Raw genomic sequence first — 18,273 nt, 5'->3', positions numbered from 1 at the left:
GGGGCTTCCCATAACGGTCAAGAAAACCCCCAGGGAAATCCATCGGCCCCAGAAACCCGCCAGCCCCAGGGAGGGCCGGAGAATTTTCTGGACTTGAAACGGCGATGAATTTCCCGGAAGTCTCATTGGTTTCTCCCCTTAAATGGGGGGACTGCCGCCCGTGCGGCAGCCCCCCTCAGGGTTACGTATTTACGGTGTGTAAGACTCCAAACGCAGCGTGGTCGTCTGATAAGTCTTCGGTGTTTGAGCGGCCGCGAAGTTCGCCTCAAAGAAGATATAGTTCCGTGTACTTGCCGTCGGGAACCATGTCGCCTGGAAGAACTGCGCCTGACCACCCTTCTTCACCGTCACCCAGTCCTCACCGTCAGTAAAGACCGTGATGTTCTGGGTCGGAATGGCTACGGTGCTGCGATCCTTGAAGTTCAACCACTGGTAGGACGGAACAGACTCGGACTGGGGATTCTCCGCCGGAGGAGCCACGTTGGCGGCTGTGACGGTAGAATCCTTGATGCTCCAGGCCATTGGAAGAACTATGGTGTTTGTGCTCGTGTCGATCAAGCCGGCTCCATCCTGTATCGATGGTGTGCCGCCATAGCTCGGACTGGCATCCGCCGCCCGGTTGTCCGTATACATCTGGATCGCGGCGCCGCTGAGCGTCAGAGTCGAATCCAGCTGGATGTAGTTGCTGGACCTAACCCATGTGGCCGGCAACGTCACGCCCGTCCATCGGATGGCGGTATCGGTGGCTGCGGTTGCAATCACCCGAATCCCCACCGTCATGGCAATGAGCCCTGTTCCGGATGTGGTCGCTGTGGCTGTGTTGGTGCTGCGTTGCATGCTGGTGAAAACGGCATAGCTCTGTGAAGAGACTAGCGCCGCTAAGCCAAGGACCAGCATCCCCAGGCTTAAGGACTTCTTTAGTTTTCTGTACATGAACGTCCTCCTTATTTTTGCAGTATTGAAGATGGAACTCAGACCCGCTGGCCCTGTCTCCTCAAGGCTTTGTGTCACGCATTGCCGGCAGACATTTGGCTGTCAGCAAATCGGTTCATTAGAAATATACCGTCGCGGCCAGCCGGTGGCTGCCGGACGTTCCTTCCACATAAAAAGGTATCGCGAAGCCGTAATCCAGCCGGAACCCGACTTTCTTGCTGATCGCCTGGTAATAACTCAAGCCGGCCGTCGCCTCATCCCGGTTCCCGCCTACCCGCAGTCCCACCATATCGTTGAAAAGCCAGCTCTCCACTCCCCCGTGGACCCCGGTCACCCCGTCCCGGCGAGTGAAATCCATCGTAGGAACCAGCCAGGGATGCTGCCGATTCTGGTAGGCCACCCCCAGCCGCCACTCCATTGGAACGGGATCCTTTTCCTGAAAACCCACATCCGGCCGGGTCAGGTTCTTTCCAGCCAGACCGATGCGCCATCCTTCCAGCAGGCCATCCTCCGGCTTCAAAAGAAACCCGACATCCACCGTCATCCCTGAGGCGCTGTCGTTCCCTGAAGCAAAAACAGGGTCGTTGACTGAACGGGCGTCCAGAGTAATCCCTCTATGTAAGTACTTTACATTCAAGCCCAGCGCAAGAAAATTATCAAGAACTGGAAAGAAATCTCCGACATTCCTGGCATACGAGAGAGTCAGGGTGTCTTCGCGGTAGAGGTGCGTGGTGGTGAAGTTCGCCCAGGAAAGGCCCCAAGAGCCTATATGGGGGATGGGTTTGGAGACGTAAGCGAGATAGCTTTGATCGAGATGGACCTGGTCGTCTGCCGCGTAGAGGGTGAGCCCGGAGAACATCCGGGCGTACATGGCGCTGAATTCGTTCCATTGGACCTGGACCAGGCCGGCGGGGTTGTAGAGAGCGGCGTTGGAGTCGTCGGCGACAGCGGTAAAAGCGCCGCCCATGCCCAGAGGACGGGCCCCCCATCCATTATCAAGAAAGGCCGCTTGGGCGGATACCGCGTATAGAAGAATCCATCCTCCGAGAAGAGGAAGGAGACAGCGTGCCCGTCGCTGAATAGGTTTCATCATTTCGAGTTGTTTTTATGCACTAACGCAACAACAACTTATCCTCAAACAGAGTTATAACGATGAAAGGGTGCTCAAAACGTATGGTTTTTATTGGGGGTCCCAGCGTAACTTCGTGCGACTGCAACGAAAAGATGATAGCAAAGCGCTTCTCCCGTGTCTATAGATCGAAAGGCCTATTTGAGAGCGTCATTCCCCGCGGCCACTGGCGGGGAATCCATTGTCGAAAGGACAACGGCTGATGGACCCCCGACAGAGGCATTCGGGGGTGACGACAAGATGAACTGGTTCTAGATTTTCGTTGGGATTTCGAAAGAATATAGGCGGATGCGGTTGCGGCCGTGGGATTTGCTCCAATAAAGCGCCTCGTCCGCACGTTTAATCAGTTCGTCGATGGTCGCGGCATGAACCGGGTACGTGGCCACGCCGATGCTGACCGTCAGGTGGATCGGATTTTTATCCGGCGGCAACAGCACGGTTTCGTCAGAAACGGCATGATGCAAACGTTCGGCCAGCAGAAGCGCCTCATCCGCCGACGTATCGGGCAAAAGAATAATGAATTCATCTCCACCGTAACGCGCGGTTAAATCGATTTTTCTGGCATTGGCCAGGATGCGCTCAGCCACGCTGGACAAAATGGTATCCCCGGCCGGATGGCCGTAACTGTCGTTAAACCGTTTAAAATGGTCGATATCCAGAATCATGAGCGACAACTGTCCGTGGGTACGCTCGGCCCGGTAAAACTCTTCTTTTAAGCGCTGTTTGAAATACCTCAGCAGGTAAAGACTGGTCAGGCCGTCCGTAATCGACAACTCTTCCACTCCCTGGAACAGCCGGGCGTTCTTGATCGCCATGCCCAGCTGTCCGGCGATGGCGGTCAGAATGGGCATTTGCTCGGGAAGAATTTCCTGCTGGCTGAGCAGGTTATCGACCATGAGCACCCCCATGTTTTCGTCGCGGGTGCGCAAGGGAAGATAAACGATCGTACGCTGGTATTGTTCAATCGGTACGTCATCGGTTTTCCCGAGGATCATATCCACCATGGGATGCACCCCGCGCTTGAGCGGATACCGTTCCTTTTCAACGATTTCCTGCTGGCGCTGGTCCATGGTCAGGACGTTTTCCAGGCTTTCCCCCTCGCGATTGATCAGGTAAATGCGCGTCCGGTCGAATCCCAGCTGGGTAATCAGGCTCTGGGCGACGGATTTGAGCATTTCATCCAGCCGCAGGGACCGGAAAATCGCGTTCGAGACCTCGTGAAGAGCTTCCATCTGGCCGACGCGCTCCCGCTCCGACGCCGCGATTTCCAGAGCGCGCAAAGCGGTCGCCAACTCGTGGGTGAAATCCTTCAGTAATTCAATGTCGCTATCCGTGAATAATTTTTTGTGCCGTACATTTTCCACGCGCAGGATCCCGAATATTTTGCCGAACGCGCGGAGCGGAAGATAGGCGGTGTCATGCGGTTCCCGCAGCACAAGGGACGGCCGCTTGCCGTCGAGCAGCCGGCTGATGGGCGAATCCGGCAACAGCGCGATCTCCTCCTCCCCCGGCAGAACATCCATCAGATCGACCCGCTGGTGCGCCAACAGCATCCTGCGGTTATCATCGAGGAGAAAAACAGCGCCGCGGTCGATTTTCATCCACTCGCAGAGATACAGAAGCGCGTGCGCCAGCATCTGATTTTTATCTTCCGGCAGAAGGCTCCAGCGGCGGCCGTGTCGGGGCGGCTCGCCCAGTTGGAACTTCTGGAACTCCTCGCGGATTTTCTGCAACGCGTGTTTATCTTTCATTTTTCCCCGTCATCCCCCGCGGGTTCTGGCGGGGGATCTATGGATTCCCCCCCAGTGACCGGGGGGAATGACGATGGTGTGACCTGCGGAGATAACGACCGTAATTTATTCATAAAGCGACAAAATGTAATCCGATTCCCGGGCGGCGGAGGCCATCGCCTCGGTCAGCAATTTTTCGTCGTAACGATTCTCCCGCACCGCGGCGATCAGCTTCTGGGTGGCCCGTCCCATGATGCGCTCAATGGCGCCCAGGGTCGCCGCGCACGGCAGCGTCCGCGCCACCCGGAGCGAATGCCGGAAAACCTCAGCCACGGGCGGCGGCGCCACGGCCAGCAGTTTTTCCAGAGCGCTGTAGCGGCTGGGCAGCATCCCGATCTGCCGGGAATGGCGGACCTGGGCTTCCATGCCGGTCAGGAATTTAATGAGCTTCCAGGCCGCGTGCGGATGTTGGGACGTACTCACAATGGCCAGATTGCTGCCTCCCAGAAAGGTCACCTGACCGGCCGGGCCGGCCGGAAAGACCGAGATTCCATAATGCTTGGCCACTTCCGGCTGATAGTAAGGATACTCCGGATTTAGATACGAATTCACCGGCCATACCCCGGACACCTGAAAGGCAAACTGCCCGGAAAAGAAGTCCCCGGTTGAAAAACGGTCCCTCCCGAAAATGGGGATCAGATGGTCCACCATCATCCGGATATAATAATCGATCCCTTTCAGCGCGGACGGATCGTTAAATTGGGTGGAATGGTGGTCCGAACTCAGGAAACTCCCCCCGGCTCCCCAGATCCAGGGCGCCAGGTCGTGAATTAAAATGGCTTCTTTCTGTCCCGCCAGGGGCAGGGCAAAATACCGTTTCCCCAATTTGGAATTGTGCAGCCGCTCACACGCCTCCCTGAACCCTTTCCATGTCCCGATATCCTCCGGCCGCAAACCAAGCTTATGGAGAATATCATTCCGGTAATACAGGACCCGCGCGTCCAGGAACCAGGGGAGCGAATAGGCTTTGGTCCGGGTCGGCTCATAACAGTAATTCCACACCGGGCGGATGATGTCCGTGCGCTCGATATCGTCCAGATAATCGGTCAGATCGCTTAAAATCCCGAGGGCCGCCAGCGTCGCGTTCCAAGTGCCTCCGATTTGAATGACATCCGGCGGGTTGCGGTAGTCCTTATGCTTGGCAACGGCGATCAGCCGGTCCCACGCAAAATGCCAGGGATGTACCGTCAGATGGACATCGAAACCCGGGTTTTCCTCACGAAACAGGGCGAGCTCGTGATTCATGACCCGCTGGGTATCAAACCCCGCGTTCGGCATCACCCACAAGTTTAATCGGATCGGGTTGGAACTCATTGAGGCGACTCCGCCGCTGACGCCGGCAACTGCATCAGGAAAGTCGAGCCCTGATTGACCTGGCTCTCCACCCACATCTTCCCGCCGTGCGCCTCCACCACCTGCCGGGCCATGGTCAACCCCAGGCCTGCGCCCGGGACCTGGCCGCAAAAACTTTTCTCCACCTGATAGAAACGGTCAAACACCCGTTCCCGGTCCTCCGGCGGGATGCCCGGGCCGTTGTCGCGCACGCTCAGGGTCACGGTCCCGTCCTGGGCCTGGCCGCTCACATGCACCTGCGTGGCTCCGAATTTTAAGGCGTTCTCAAGCACGTTCCGGACCGCTTGCTGTAACAGCGTGGGATCCACGCTTACGAACAGCGTTGACAGCGACTCGCCCTGGTAAATCGTCCCTAATTGATCCTTATACTCATTTCCGACAAATTTGAGCGCTTCATCCACCAGATCCGCCAGGCTCATTCGCTGCCGCACCAGTTCCTCGGGATCCAGACTGCTGAACGCAATCAATTGATTCACCATGTCTTCCAAGACATGGCATTGTTTGTCGATGGTCACGAGCGCGTTGCGCTGGAAGTCGTTCAAGGGGCTGGCCGCGGGCTCGCTCAGCAAAAGACGCGGATAGGCCCGGATCGTGACGAGCGGCGTGCGCAATTTATGGCTGATCAGAGAGACAAAATGATGCATGGCGGTATCGGCCTTGCGGTCCATGGTCACGTCCCGAAAAAGCGCCAGGTAGCCGGAACATTCGTTCTGGGAAGTCTCAATAGGGGTTATCCGGCACTCCAGCACCAGCATTTTGGGGTTCTGCCGCACCAGATCAAAAGGTTCTCCCTTCTCCTGATCCAGACGGCTTAATCGGTCGGGGGGATTCACCGTAAACGACGCGAACGCTTTGGAAGCGGTCCAGGACGACAGATCCTCCGGAAGGCCCAGCATCTGCCGCGCGCTCGGATTGGCCACAAAAATCAAACCCTGCTGATCAAAGAGCACCACGCCCTCCGTCACCTGCGCAAAAAGCAGCTCCGCCTTTTCCCGTTCAATGGCCAGCGTCTGAGACGTCGAGCGCAAATCCTGGAAAAGCTGGCGGTGCAGCTTGCCCAGGACCTCGTTGTTCAAATATTCCAGGGTAAAGGGCTTGGTCACATAATCATCCGCGCCCAGCTTCCGGGCCTTCTCCATCAGCTCGGATTCGACCTGGCCCGTAATCATGATGACGCGGATCGACGGATCTTTGGCTTTGATTTGCTGGAGCACCTCGATGCCGGACTTCCCGGGTAGTCCAATGTCCAGAAACACCAGATGCGGGCAGGATTTTTCCGCCATCTCAATGGCCTGCAGCCCGTCGTGCGCCACGTCCACTTGGTATTTATAGCGTTCAAAAAACGCCTTTAAATTCCGGGTGAGGTCCTTGTCGTCGTCAACGATCAGAAGCCGCAAAATCGCCATTATGCTGCCTCGTGGGCGCTGAGCTGCCCCTGAACGTGCCGGGGCAGTCGAATTATAAACTCCGTCCCTTTTCCTTCTTCGCTGCTGACATTGATGGAACCACCATGCGCCTTGATGACCTGCTGAGAGAGAAAAAGTCCCATCCCCGTACCATCCGATCCTTTGGTCGTAAAGTAAGCCTCAAACAAATGATTCACATCGGTCCGCTTGATTCCAGGCCCTGAGTCCTGAACCGAAACCGTAATCCAATCCCCTGATTGGCCGCCCTTGATCCGGAGATCACGCGCCGTCAGAGGATTCTGCCCCATCGCTTCAGCCGCATTTTTGATCAAATTCACGAAAACGATCTCCAACTGCTTGGCATCTCCCTGGATGGGAGGGATGGCGGATGGGAACTCAAGGCGGATCTGGACACCGGCCTTTTGCAGCAGGTGCTCCAGAAGCGCCAGACTGTTCTGTAAAATGGTGCTCAAATTGACCGCTTCCATACGGACCTGCCCTGGTTTGGAAAACTGCCGGATGGCCTCAATCTTGTCGCTGGCTTTAAAGACTTGTTCCATAATGCCCTTCAGGCGTTCTTTCAGTTCCGGCACCACCTCGTCGGCCCGGCGCTTGCCCTGCTCCACCTCGTGCAGATCCAGCAGACACATCTCCGCCGGCAAACTGATGTTCGCCAGCGGCGTCTTGATCTCATGCGCAAATCCGCCAGCGATTTCGCTGAGCATCTCGGTGCGCGCTCCGTTTACCGCCATCTCCATATAACGCACCCGCTGATAGGCCAGAGCCGCCTGATTGGCAACGATGCGCAAAAGAAGCAGATCCTCGTCGCTGTAAGACTCTTCGGACATTTTTTCCCCTAACAACAGATATCCCAGCAATTCGCCTTGACTCACCAACGGAAAAGCCGCTGTCATTCCCAGGCTGATCATCTCAACAGAAGCCGTTCCCCGCCGAAGACGCTCCCCCTCATTTTCACGTGGAGTCGTAGAACCAGAAAACCGATAGCGCCAGACGAGGTAGCTGATTAACACCGCTACGCCCACGAATACAACTACCAACAAAAAAGACAAATGACTCACAGCCTTATCCTTCTCTCTTCCGTTCTTTCAAAACTAGATTACGTGTATCCATTGATGCCGCAATCTCCCTGGGAACGTCCTGAACAAAAGGCTGCGGATGATGAACTAAATAAGATGACAAAGGGTTCCCGTCAGCAATAGAATTCAGACCCAGGCACCCGAAAGCCGCGACCGGCGCAAAACCATCCCCCCCCCGCGCGCGTAAATACAACGCTGCCCGCTTCGGGTGTAAAGTCTCCGATAGCACTTTCATCAAAGATTGCGCCATGGCCTCAGCCGTCGTATGAGTGACGACCTCTCGCGACAGTTCGTATAACTTTTCTTCGCGATCGACATGATGTCTAAAGAATTTTTTATCCACAAAGCGCTGGACTCTCGTTCGAATGGGATGAAATCCAAAAGTGATAAGAGCCGCTGCAACGGATGAGGAAAAAACGGTTTGATAACCGGTCACACCCTCGAACATGTGGGCGAACAGAGCAACCACTCCTATATAAATAAAAGTCAGTACACCAACGACGCTCGAATACACCAATGTCTTGCGAATAATGACTGAAATATCCATGAGTCGATGTTTCAAAATCGCATACGTGATGAGAAATGAATAAATAGGAACCAATATAACCCCATAAGGATATTGCTTAATGATTCCTAAAGAAGGAGGAAATGTTGTAAAACCGCCAAAAAATCCAAGGAAACAACCCACAAGAATATACAGAGTCTTATTGCGCTGTGCGGGTGATTGAGTACGCAGATTGCGAATGAGCATACCCGTGCCTAATAAAATCAATACGGCATATTGAAAAGCAAAAACCCATAGAAGATATCCGGCTAATGGGATATAAGCGACCCCCATTCGTTGCAAATTAGGAATAAAATCAGCAGGACGTGCAATGGCCAGACTGAGAAGAACAAGTGACAAGAACAGAGAAACTTTCAAAAAAAGATCATGCCAAATGGATCGATTCAAGTAGGCTTTGACAAACGCGACAAACAGAAGTGGGATCGCAATCGCTGAGACATTGGCCGTATACATCAACCGCCAGCGCCAAATTGGGCTTGTGCAGTAAAAAGCTCCTGCCCACCAACAAATAGACCAAAAAGCGACAAAAGCGTTAAAAAGAATCCATGTGCGCGAGAGTACGCGATTCGCGATCGCACTACGAAAAGTTACCAAGCAAATGGCTAAGCAGAGAATCGGAGTTAACCACAAGCTGATCTGTGTAACTGTCGCGAGCATTATGACCTCTGATCAAAATGTAGCCCCATTGAATGGGCGACTACTTGACACTGTTGAAGTGCATATTCCAATTGCGCACGTGTATGTTCCGTACGGATTCCCAAACGAATGCGAGCCTGGTCTCGTTTTACTGCCGGGCGTGTGACGGAATTCACAAAAACACCTCGTTTATATAGCTCCTGCGCGAATTGCTGAGTAACTGTTTCGTGCCCAAAAATGATTGGGATTATTGGGGTGGTGGTCGGACCAATTGGAAACCCTCTTTCAAGGAATCCCTCTCGCAAATAAGCAACATTCTCCCACAACTTTCGACGCTGGACGTCTCCTTCCGTAGAAAAGATTCTGATACCTTCTAAAGCGCCTGCACAAATCGTAGCCGGGAGAGTTGTGGTGTAGACAAATTCGCGACCTAAATGGTCTAAAAATTTCGTAACTGCCTGGCTAGCGCAGACAAATCCACCGAAACATCCCAATGCTTTACTAAGAGATCCAGTCACGATATCGATCTTGCCACGTAGACCAAAATGGCTCTCTATTCCACTCCCATTTTCTCCAAAGACTCCAAAAGAATGAGCATCATCGACCCAGAGCGACGCGTTGTATTTCTTTGCAAGAACATAAATTACATCAAGAGGAGCTAAGTCTCCATCCATACTATAAACGCCATCGACGCATATAATCTTACTGGTGGAGTTTTCATAAGCATTTAGTTTTCTTTCCAGATCTTTCATGTCATTGTGTCGGAAAACTTTTATTTTCCCCCCTGAAGCCATCGCTCCGTGATAGATGCTGGCATGATCTTTCTCATCCAGAAAAATGAAAGTGCCTGGTTTTTGAATAAGCCCCGTGAAAAGACCAGAATTTGCCGTAAATCCGCTCGGGCAAAGCAGACACGATTCCATTCCCTTTAACGATGCAATCGCATTCGAAAGTTCTTCGTGCAGAGGACGATTTCCTGCAAAAATGGAAGGCCCAGCGGTCCCGAGTCCACAGTCTTTTATGGCTTGAGCAGCCGCTTTAAGAATGCGGGGGTCACGGGACAATGCCATATAGTCATTAGACGTAAAATCAACCCGCTTGACCGCCTCGTTGGCCACGTCATCGCGGTGATAATGGTAAAACTCATCCGTTTTCCAAACTTGAACCCTTTGGAAGAAACGACGAGCATCCGCATAAATATCATGTGATTGTCGTCGATCTGGCTTTGAGAGTAATTTGGTCGCAACTATAAACTGCTCTGGCAAGCAATCATCAAACATAAGACGGTACTGGTATACTCTCGTTCCATTTCCTTTGGGATAAATGTGGGTGATCTTGGCTCCGATTTCCACTATTTTTTTTCCTACCCATAGAATCAGGGGCACAATTGCTCCCACTGAAAGCACTTTATCGCTCTCTAATACACCTCCCTGATCACTCAATTCAACAAGAGATGTCTCGATTTCATTCCCACCAACACAAAGGGAGCAAGGGAGTCCTTGTTCCGGGAGTATGTAACGAATCTCTTTGCGTCGTTTATGGTGAGAGCGACGATCTTTTCCTTGATATGAAGTCAAAGATAATGCCCTTTTAGTTTTTTTTCTGACGAATTTAGGGCTAGGGGACGTAGCTGCCGAATTGCTTTCGGTTCGGCGAGACTGAGATTGATCGGCTTGTTCCATTCCCATCCCTCCCTTATCTTTCCTGTGGGCAGCCTTCCGAATTCAGAGGACGGACCTTGATCACTCGGTCAATAACCTGCGCGGGAACCCCTGGCAAAACGGCTCCGGGCACACGGCAAAGCGTTTCGAGGTGGGTGCGGTCAAAGAGAAGCGCGGCGTTGGAGCCGTGGCCAATGGTCGGACGGGGCCCCGGGCTTTGCCCAGGGGAACCGCTTCCGCCGTTGCTGCCCGTGGTTCCAAGCCACGGACGGCAGGCGAGCCGACCGCCGAAGGCGGAGGCTCGTCCCTTGACGCGTTTCCTCATCATCTTTTCCCTCCGGGGCCGAGTTCCTTTTCCAACTCCTGCACAGTTGGTAGACCCGCTTTGAGATAACGAGGAATACTGCGGAGTAACCGGTACTCGGAAATACCAATCGGTTTTGAGACATCTTTGAGTGCATATTCCGCCACAAGATGGTTCTTATCCTTGCAGAGGATAAGCCCGATGCTTGGATGATCATCAGACCGACGAAGAACCGCATCTACAGCAGACAGATAGAAGTTCAATTGTCCGGCATATTCCGGTTTGAACTTCCCAGCCTTGAGTTCGATAACCACATAGCATCGCAATTTAAGATGGTAAAAGAGGAGATCAATGTAGAAATCTTCCTCACCTACTTCTAAGTGGACCTGCCGGCCCACAAAAGCGAAACCCGCCCCCAGCTCCAACAGAAATTGCGTAATGTGTTTGACAAGCTGTCCTTCGATTTCTCTTTCTTGGGCATCCTGTGAAATGCCGAGAAAATCAAAAACATAGGGGTCTTTTATGGCTTGTTCGGCCAAGTCGGATTGCGGCTTTGGAAGCAGGGCTTTGAAATTCGTGATCTTTTTGGCCGTCCCCTGGCGTTCATATAGACGTGTTTCAATCTGGATAGCCAACACATCGCGAGACCAACCATGCTGAAGGGTCGCAAAGGCATACCAAAGTCGTTGTGTCCGATCCTTGACTTTTTCCAATAGCAGGGCGTGGTGCCCCCATGGCATTTCTGCCACGGACTGTGGCAGAAATACAGTCTCGGATAAAACTGCCACAGGGTGTGGCATTTTTTCCGCCGGATAGGCCAGATAAAAGGCCCGCATCCGCCAAAGATTTCTCGAGGAGAAGCCTTCTATCCCGGGAAAAGCGGTCTGGATGTCCTGTCCCAACCGGTCAATAACGCTTGTTCCCCAACCGTCCCGTTTCTGCCGGGCCACGATGTCGCGACCAATGCTCCAATACAGAGCTAAAAGAACGCGGTTCGCGGACAAGGCCCCCTTAATCCGGGCAGAAAGAATGCGTTGTTTTAACTCTTGGAGAAATGCCCTGTATCCTTTTGGCAAGGACACCGATGCCGGGTTTGCGATTTTATTCATGACTGGCCGCCTTCGGCGGAAAAATTCTTAGTGTCCATTGAAGCGGTGGCGTTTGGCACACAGCGGAGCGTTTCGAGGTGGGTGCGGTCAAAGAGAAGGGCGGCGTTGGTGCCGTGGCCCACGCGTTTCCACACCTTGAGTTTCCCCTTCTGGATCCAGGCAATCAGCGTCTGACGCGAAATGCCCAGCATCCGGCAGGCTTCGGTACGGTCCATTAATTCATCAGGCGACATGGTTATGTTGAGAATTCAGCATTTTTACACATCTTGGTGGATATAACAGGGGTTGTCAGTTCTGTCAAGCCCCCCCACACCACTTTTTTCGGGTGCAGTGGAGATCCCAGTTTGCCGACCCGCGGCACGCGGTTTCTTTTTCGACGCCTCGGCTCTGACCCGCCCACGAACTAGTGGAATACTCCTTGAAGTCGCCTCCAGCGACCCAGCCAGCGCGGGCTTAAATCGTCCTCGCCAAGGCGCCGGAAACCGCAAGCCACTCTCGGTAAACCGGGATCTCCTCCTTTCCAACTGTTTTAACTCGCGCCCGGGGGAGAAGCTTTCTGTCCGGCGACTTTCGGAGGCGCGCCGGAGCGGCGGCGAGCGTATTGGCCGGCACCCGTTCGGTCGCCTGAGGCGACCTCCCGGAGTCTTCCTCTGGTTTGCCGGCCATCGGAGACGCGACGGCAAGCAACGCCCGCCAAGACGGCCGGCGGGCGGTCGCCAGACGGTTGGAGACCGCCGCAGAGCATCGCCCGGCAGAAAGCGTCTTTCCCGGGCGAAGATCCACGGGTCGGCCAGCCGGAACCTCTAGGGGATGGAGACGCGGGAGAGAAAATCGATCGGAGAGCGGACAAAATCCACGTAGTTGTCCATTGTTATGACGCATGCTTTCGCTTTGGGATGGCGTTTCTGAAAAATCAGCAAATGACCGGTTGATTTCCGGCGTCCGGACTTAACCTCGATGGCATAAAGGTTTCCCTGGTAAACCAGGACAAAATCGACTTCCATGTTTCCGTCCCGCCAATAATAAAGTTGCGCACCCGGGATACGGAGCAAATCCGATCCGACTGCTGCCTCAAAAACATGTCCCTTCTTTTCCGAATCGTCCAGCGCATGACGGCCGGAGGCGAGGGTATACAGCGCAGGGGCCCGTGGAATGATCTTCGGGCTCGACGCCTTCACGCGAATCGTTTTGGCCGCGTACTTAAACAAGGAAGTGAAAAGAAAAGCCCCCTCGTAAAGCTCCAGGTAATGCTTGACCAGATCGGTATTGCCGCGGTCATGCAGCTGGCCCAACAGTTTCGTGTAGCTCACCTCCTGGGCGGGATACCCGCAGAGAATCTCGAACGCCTGCCGGAACAGAGCCGGCTTGGAGATGGACTGCTGACTTAGAATATCTTGGCCGATGACCGGATCAATGATGGACGATTTGATGTAGGAAAACCAGCGATTAAAATCATCCAGGTATAGATGAGCGCCCGGATACCCGCCGTAACGCAAGTAGGTCTCCAACGTATAGCCAAAGGCTTCCTGGGACTCAAGGTAACTCCAATGCCAGACCGGGAGAAGCTCAAAACGACCCGCCAAACTTTCCGTCAGCCCTTTTTGAAGGGACAAAGAACTCGATCCCAGCAAAACGCATTTGATCCCCGCTACACTTTTTTGAGCGTCCCAGAGCCGCTTGATGGCTTCCGCCCAGTTGCGGATTTTTTGAATCTCATCAATGACCAGAACGGTCCGGGGCCCCTTCTCGCGGGCGGTTTGCCATTGTTCCTGGATCCATTGATTGGAGACGGTCAACGTATCATCAGCCGAAACATAATGATGGGAACCGGGCAAACGTGACAACATCTGTTGGACGCCGGTGGTCTTCCCCACCTGCCGCGGCCCCAGAACCACCTGAATGCGCGGCTCCGGCTCCTGAAGGCGCCCCAGAAGGACTTGAACAAACTCACGCGTAATCACAAATAAAATATAGACGATTTTGATAGGTATGTCTAGTATTTTTAGTAGATAAACCTCTCATTTAGCAATCCAAGGGGTTGTCAGTTCTGTCAAGCTCCCCATCCTTCTTTTTGTACTTTTTCGGGTTTGCGTTTTAGTTATGGTTCTATTGATGTGGGTATATCCAGGGAGGGACAGATATAACTTATCGTCGAGAAAATGCTGGATTTGGTTCGGTAGTCATGGTAGACTTTCTCCATGAGAAAGAAATCACTGCTGGCCACCAATCCCTACCTGAAAAACCGCGCCAAACGGAAATCTCTTATTCTGGCGACGGTACTCACCTCAGCGGCCATCGAGGGGGTTCGTGGCCTCCTGCCGGCTCTGCAGAAATCGCTTCGTTCCCATCTTTCGTCTAGCCCTTCCCGGCCATTCGCAAGGTCCTGACGATCACCTCCCGAAAGACTTTTTCCATCGGTTGATAATCCCGTTTAAGTCCCGCACGAACAGCAGCGAAATAGGCTTCTTTCCGTTGGCCTTGTATCCCGGCGAAATCCAATGGCGGCAGCCCTGCTTGAGATCCCATCAAAACAGCCACCATGCGCGCCGCCCGTCCATTCCCGTCTCTAAAGGGATGAACCAGAACTAACTCGACGTGAACAACCGCCAAAGCCCTTGTCGTCTGATCGACGGAATCCCGGGCACAAGGAGTGAATTCTGCCAAAGGTCCCTTCTCTAACTCCGCCATGAGTCGAGGGACCTGTGTGGCGGGAGGGAATGGAAAATGGCCTTTGGACAGGTTGACCTGGCGGTAGTGGCCGGCCCAAGGATAAATGCGCCCCAACCAGAGTTTGTGGATTCTGCGGATGTCGTCGGCTATAAAGCGGTGGGTCTTATCAAAAAGGCTGAATAGCTCTTCTGTCGCGTGGATCTGCTCGGTCGCCTCCCGCAGGTCCATCTCCTTCTTGTGCCGGATTCCCAGGAGATTCTTGAGAACCAAATCTCTGGAACCTGGCTCAAACTGCGCCTCCGGCAGACCAGAAACATCGTAATGATCCTTAGGTGTCATCCTATGCCCGATTGTATAAAGGATTTCTGGATTTGTAGCCGCTGGTAAACGTTTCAATAAGACAAGCATATCGGGGAGGACGTTAAACGTTGCCGGATGAGGAAGAGATCAGGATTCGAGGGCGCGGAAGTAGCTGCGGTGGTGGGGCGTGGTGATGGCAATGCCCACTTCATAAACGGTTTTTCCCGGACGGATCCATTGGATGCGTCCTTTCATGGGTTTGGAACCTTTTTCGTTATAAACCAAGCCGTCCAATTGGACGATCTGGCCTTTTCGAAGTTGGCCGGGCGAACGGCAAAGACAAATCTCCTGTTTTTTCTTTTGAGGGAAAAGACCCGCGGAGCAGCGGGGACAACGCTGGAACGCCCATCGGCGGGACCATTGAAGACCCACTCCATCGGCCGCGAGATCTTTCGCCCACATCTCCCACCCGTGAACGTCATGACCATTGCGCTTGAGCGGCGTCCCAGGGGGCAGACACCGCACGAGAACTCGGATGGGGAAACGTCTGGCTTCACGGCGTTCCTGTGGGGATTTTTTCTTCATGAATGAATCGTAACCTATTTTTCGGGTGTTAGGCAATCGGGCGTCCGGTCAGCCTTCGGCGGGATTACGGCTGGTACTGGATCTGATCAAAGTAAACCGTTCCCCCCTGACCGGGAGGGGCCGGCGTGTAGGGATCTGTAAAGATAAAGGTGGCCTTGAAGAAATCCTTCACCGCCGCGAGTGCGATAGTGGGAATAGGAACGGAGAAAAATTGCCAGTCAGACGTAAGGGTTCCGGAGGTACCGTTGCTGCAGGGATTAGTAGCATTCAAATAAGCCGTATTTTGACCGAAGAGTCCGATGCACGCCCCCGTCCAAGCCGAACCTTCCATCGGAAAGGCGCACGCGCCGGATCCAGTCGTATTTCCTGTCGGCGGAGTGGCCGCCTCGATTTTGAGCACCGTATTGGTGGACAGCGTCCCGCGAGCGTAAAAAGTCAACCGGGTGTAGCCGGCGGCCCTCAAATCGCGTCCGGGCGTGGTCAAATAGGTTGAATCGAACGCGGTATGCATCAAATCAAACCCGGCGAATTCATGAAAGGTGGAGCATCCGATCATGGGCGGCTGGCCGGTCCAGCTATAACGAATGGAGCGGTAACTGAGGGGGTTCGATTGATCGTTAAAGGCCAGCGTCTGATTTTCCCCTCCAGGATACTCAAACGCCCCGCCCCCTGACCGGAGTTCACTGCTGAAGATGATAAAATTCGGAGTGGACCCGAATCCGCCGAGCGCCCCGCCATTGGACGCGTCTTTGACGCGTTCGCCCGGCGACTTGTGACACCCCATGAAAAGGGCCAGGACCATCAACGGGTACAACCGGATTCGTTTTTTCATTCGTTCACACTCTTCAAAATAGTGACCTCAACGCGCCGGTTCAAAGCGCGTCCGACCTTGGTGTCATTATCCGCAACCGGACGAGTGGCTCCATACCCCATGACACGGAACCGGGAAGCCTCATAACCACCCTTCTTAATGAGATAATCCCGGACCGCTTCGGCGCGCAACTGAGACAACTTCAGATTCAGGCTGGACGCTCCGGTGTTGTCGGAATGTCCTTCGATCAAGACGCGATTGGAGGGGTAAGCGCTCAGAAGCGCGGACAGCTGTTCCAGAATCCGGCTGCTTCCGGATGCCAGTTCCGCCTGGCCCGGAGCGAACAAGAACTGGGAGCTGAAGCTCACGCGAAGGCCTTTGCGCGTTTCCTTGATCTTGAGATCTTTTGTTGTGGTCGTCGTTGAAAGGACCGGAACGGCCGGCACAGGAATCGATTCCGGCAAAGGACTGCTCACCGAAACCGTCGAGGGAACAACGGGCGGAGCCAGGACGGGTTCGGCCACTTTGGCAGACACCGTTTCCGCGCCTTCCGAGTGGGCAGAAGGGGGTTCCAATCCTTCATAGAAAACATCATTCAAATAGAAGGTCGCTCCGCCTGGATTTTCCGCTTTGATGACCACAAAACAAAAACCACCGATGATATGCCGCAAATCCTTGCCCGTTAAATCGATGGCGTACTTCCGCCAGTCCTGGGTCAGACGAATATCGATGATCGAAGCCACATCGGAATCAGGGTATTGCCCGAATAATCCTCCGACTTTGAACTCCCGCACCTTTTCTCCGCCCTTCTGGCCCCGCGCCCAGAACGTCAGCTTGGTGGCTCCGCGAAGGTCATACCCGGTCCGGCCCGGCCGGTCTCCCCAGTTATCCGCCGGGTCTTGCCAGTAAATGCCGGACCATCCTTTGACACCGCTGGCCCGGTAATTCACCCGTAAGCAGGGCCCATTGGCCGACGGAGTCTTCACATACGCCCCGGAAAGAGACAAATCACTGTCCCCCATGTAGCCGGATGCCACATAATGCGATTGGCGGGGCTGTCGGTCCGTAATGACAGGAAAAGGCTTAAACGGCTGTCCGGACGGCATGAACCCAAGCCGGTCTTTTGCCGGTTCTGGTTTGACAGACAGGGTTTGGCATGCACTGAAAAATATAAAACACACCAGGCCAACAACCATGAAGTATCGCATAAGAAGCCCTCTTCAATACCCCCCTTTGGAGGAGTCATCCCGGAGATCTCGAGAGACCTCCTCCAAAAGGAAGATATTTTTGGCCTTCGGTTTATTTTGCTTCGTAACGGATTTCGTCAAAATAAATGACAAATCCGTCCGGATTATCATCGCGACTGGCGGACCAGCAAAATCCACCGACAATGTGGGACATGTTCTTGTCCGCAAGATCGATGGTGTACTTTTTCCATTCTTTCGTCAGGTCAATCGGTCCGATACTATTGGAGTCCGAATCGCCGTGCTCTCCGTCAATACCACCTACCTTGAGTTCCGATATTCTCTCATCACCTTTCTCGCCCCGCGCCCAGAACGTCAAGCGCTTCATGCTGGAGAGATCAAATCCGCCCGGCTTTACCCCCCAATTGTTGGCCGGGTGCTGCCAGAAAATACCCGCCCAGTTGGCGCCCTGAGTGCCCTTGGCGCTATAGGTAATTTTGAAGCACGTTTTCCCATCGAGTGGAGTGGTGGTGTTGCCGTCTTCGATTTTAATGTCGCCATAATCTCCCATCCAACCGGACGGAATGTAATGATTTAATCTGGAACTCTTATCCTGATAGACATAAAAAACGTCTTTGGGAGGCGTCGTAGTCTTTGCGGCAGTTTTATTGCCGGCCGCAGAACCGGTTGCGACCAGTCCGAGAACGAACGCCAGTACTAGCCCTGATAGTATTTTCATC

19 protein-coding genes are annotated in these 18,273 nt (G+C 53.8%); 1 reads left to right on the top strand and 18 read right to left on the bottom strand.

All coding sequences use genetic code 11. The features are described from left to right. Positions 1-189: 189 nt before the first annotated feature. The 13 genes from WC859_10250 to WC859_10190 all read right to left on the bottom strand — a co-directional run bounded on the left by WC859_10250 (position 190) and on the right by WC859_10190 (position 13,944). Positions 190-933: a hypothetical protein gene (locus WC859_10250; GenBank protein MFA5976527.1), complete on the bottom strand. Its 744-nt coding sequence runs from the start codon at positions 931-933 to the stop codon at positions 190-192. A gap of 118 nt (positions 934-1,051) precedes the next feature. After that, positions 1,052-2,026 (bottom strand): hypothetical protein, encoded by a 975-nt coding sequence (locus WC859_10245; protein ID MFA5976526.1) that lies wholly within the window; start codon positions 2,024-2,026, stop codon positions 1,052-1,054. A gap of 287 nt (positions 2,027-2,313) precedes the next feature. Next, a complete protein-coding gene (locus WC859_10240; GenBank protein ID MFA5976525.1) occupies positions 2,314-3,813 on the bottom strand; it encodes a diguanylate cyclase in 1,500 nt (499 codons plus the stop codon). A gap of 105 nt (positions 3,814-3,918) precedes the next feature. Next, on the bottom strand, positions 3,919-5,166 hold the full coding sequence (locus tag WC859_10235) for an extracellular solute-binding protein (protein ID MFA5976524.1): 1,248 nt from the start codon (positions 5,164-5,166) through the stop codon (positions 3,919-3,921). Beyond that, positions 5,163-6,611 (bottom strand): ATP-binding protein, encoded by a 1,449-nt coding sequence (locus tag WC859_10230; GenBank protein MFA5976523.1) that lies wholly within the window; start codon positions 6,609-6,611, stop codon positions 5,163-5,165. The genes WC859_10235 and WC859_10230 overlap by 4 nt, the downstream gene beginning before the upstream one ends. Then, positions 6,611-7,690, bottom strand: coding sequence for a HAMP domain-containing sensor histidine kinase (locus WC859_10225; GenBank protein MFA5976522.1), 1,080 nt, complete (start codon positions 7,688-7,690; stop codon positions 6,611-6,613). The genes WC859_10230 and WC859_10225 overlap by 1 nt, the downstream gene beginning before the upstream one ends. Positions 7,691-7,694: 4 nt before the next feature. After that, positions 7,695-8,930, bottom strand: a complete 1,236-nt coding sequence (locus tag WC859_10220) for a histidine kinase N-terminal 7TM domain-containing protein (GenBank protein ID MFA5976521.1) — start codon at positions 8,928-8,930, stop codon at positions 7,695-7,697. Then, positions 8,930-10,597, bottom strand: a complete 1,668-nt coding sequence (locus WC859_10215; GenBank protein ID MFA5976520.1) for an aminotransferase class I/II-fold pyridoxal phosphate-dependent enzyme — start codon at positions 10,595-10,597, stop codon at positions 8,930-8,932. The genes WC859_10220 and WC859_10215 overlap by 1 nt, the downstream gene beginning before the upstream one ends. 7 nt (positions 10,598-10,604) lie before the next feature. Beyond that, positions 10,605-10,898, bottom strand: a complete 294-nt coding sequence (locus tag WC859_10210) for a hypothetical protein (protein ID MFA5976519.1) — start codon at positions 10,896-10,898, stop codon at positions 10,605-10,607. Beyond that, positions 10,895-11,983 (bottom strand): PDDEXK nuclease domain-containing protein, encoded by a 1,089-nt coding sequence (locus tag WC859_10205; protein MFA5976518.1) that lies wholly within the window; start codon positions 11,981-11,983, stop codon positions 10,895-10,897. The genes WC859_10210 and WC859_10205 overlap by 4 nt, the downstream gene beginning before the upstream one ends. Then, a complete protein-coding gene (locus WC859_10200) occupies positions 11,980-12,198 on the bottom strand; it encodes a helix-turn-helix domain-containing protein (GenBank protein MFA5976517.1) in 219 nt (72 codons plus the stop codon). Before WC859_10200 ends, WC859_10205 begins: the two co-directional genes overlap by 4 nt. A 238-nt stretch (positions 12,199-12,436) precedes the next feature. Continuing rightward, positions 12,437-12,766 (bottom strand): hypothetical protein, encoded by a 330-nt coding sequence (locus tag WC859_10195; protein MFA5976516.1) that lies wholly within the window; start codon positions 12,764-12,766, stop codon positions 12,437-12,439. 20 nt (positions 12,767-12,786) lie between these two features. After that, positions 12,787-13,944 (bottom strand): ATP-binding protein, encoded by a 1,158-nt coding sequence (locus tag WC859_10190; GenBank protein ID MFA5976515.1) that lies wholly within the window; start codon positions 13,942-13,944, stop codon positions 12,787-12,789. 237 nt (positions 13,945-14,181) lie between these two features. Here WC859_10190 and WC859_10185 point away from each other — a divergent pair, with 237 nt between their 5' ends. Further along, entirely contained in the window at positions 14,182-14,370 is a 189-nt protein-coding gene (locus tag WC859_10185; GenBank protein ID MFA5976514.1) for a hypothetical protein, read from the top strand. On the opposite strand, the gene WC859_10180 is transcribed toward WC859_10185, so the two are convergent. From WC859_10180 to WC859_10160, 5 genes are all read right to left on the bottom strand, one after another. Beyond that, positions 14,339-14,992 (bottom strand): Fic family protein, encoded by a 654-nt coding sequence (locus WC859_10180; protein MFA5976513.1) that lies wholly within the window; start codon positions 14,990-14,992, stop codon positions 14,339-14,341. The genes WC859_10185 and WC859_10180 overlap by 32 nt on opposite strands. A 108-nt stretch (positions 14,993-15,100) precedes the next feature. Next, complete coding sequence (locus WC859_10175; protein ID MFA5976512.1) at positions 15,101-15,538, bottom strand: hypothetical protein; 438 nt, start codon at positions 15,536-15,538, stop codon at positions 15,101-15,103. A 64-nt stretch (positions 15,539-15,602) separates the two neighbouring features. Further along, positions 15,603-16,370 carry a hypothetical protein gene (locus WC859_10170; GenBank protein MFA5976511.1) on the bottom strand — a complete coding sequence of 256 codons (768 nt, stop codon included), beginning with the start codon at positions 16,368-16,370 and terminating at the stop codon, positions 15,603-15,605. Beyond that, positions 16,367-17,557, bottom strand: coding sequence for an OmpA family protein (locus tag WC859_10165; protein MFA5976510.1), 1,191 nt, complete (start codon positions 17,555-17,557; stop codon positions 16,367-16,369). Before WC859_10165 ends, WC859_10170 begins: the two co-directional genes overlap by 4 nt. A gap of 91 nt (positions 17,558-17,648) precedes the next feature. Next, a partial coding sequence (locus WC859_10160; protein ID MFA5976509.1) for a hypothetical protein occupies positions 17,649-18,273 on the bottom strand: 625 nt, incomplete at its 5' end.

Source organism: Elusimicrobiota bacterium (assembly GCA_041660185.1).
Lineage (GTDB): Bacteria > Elusimicrobiota > Elusimicrobia > 2-01-FULL-59-12 > 2-01-FULL-59-12 > JBAZWU01.
This window is presented reverse-complemented; position numbering and strand designations above follow the sequence as displayed.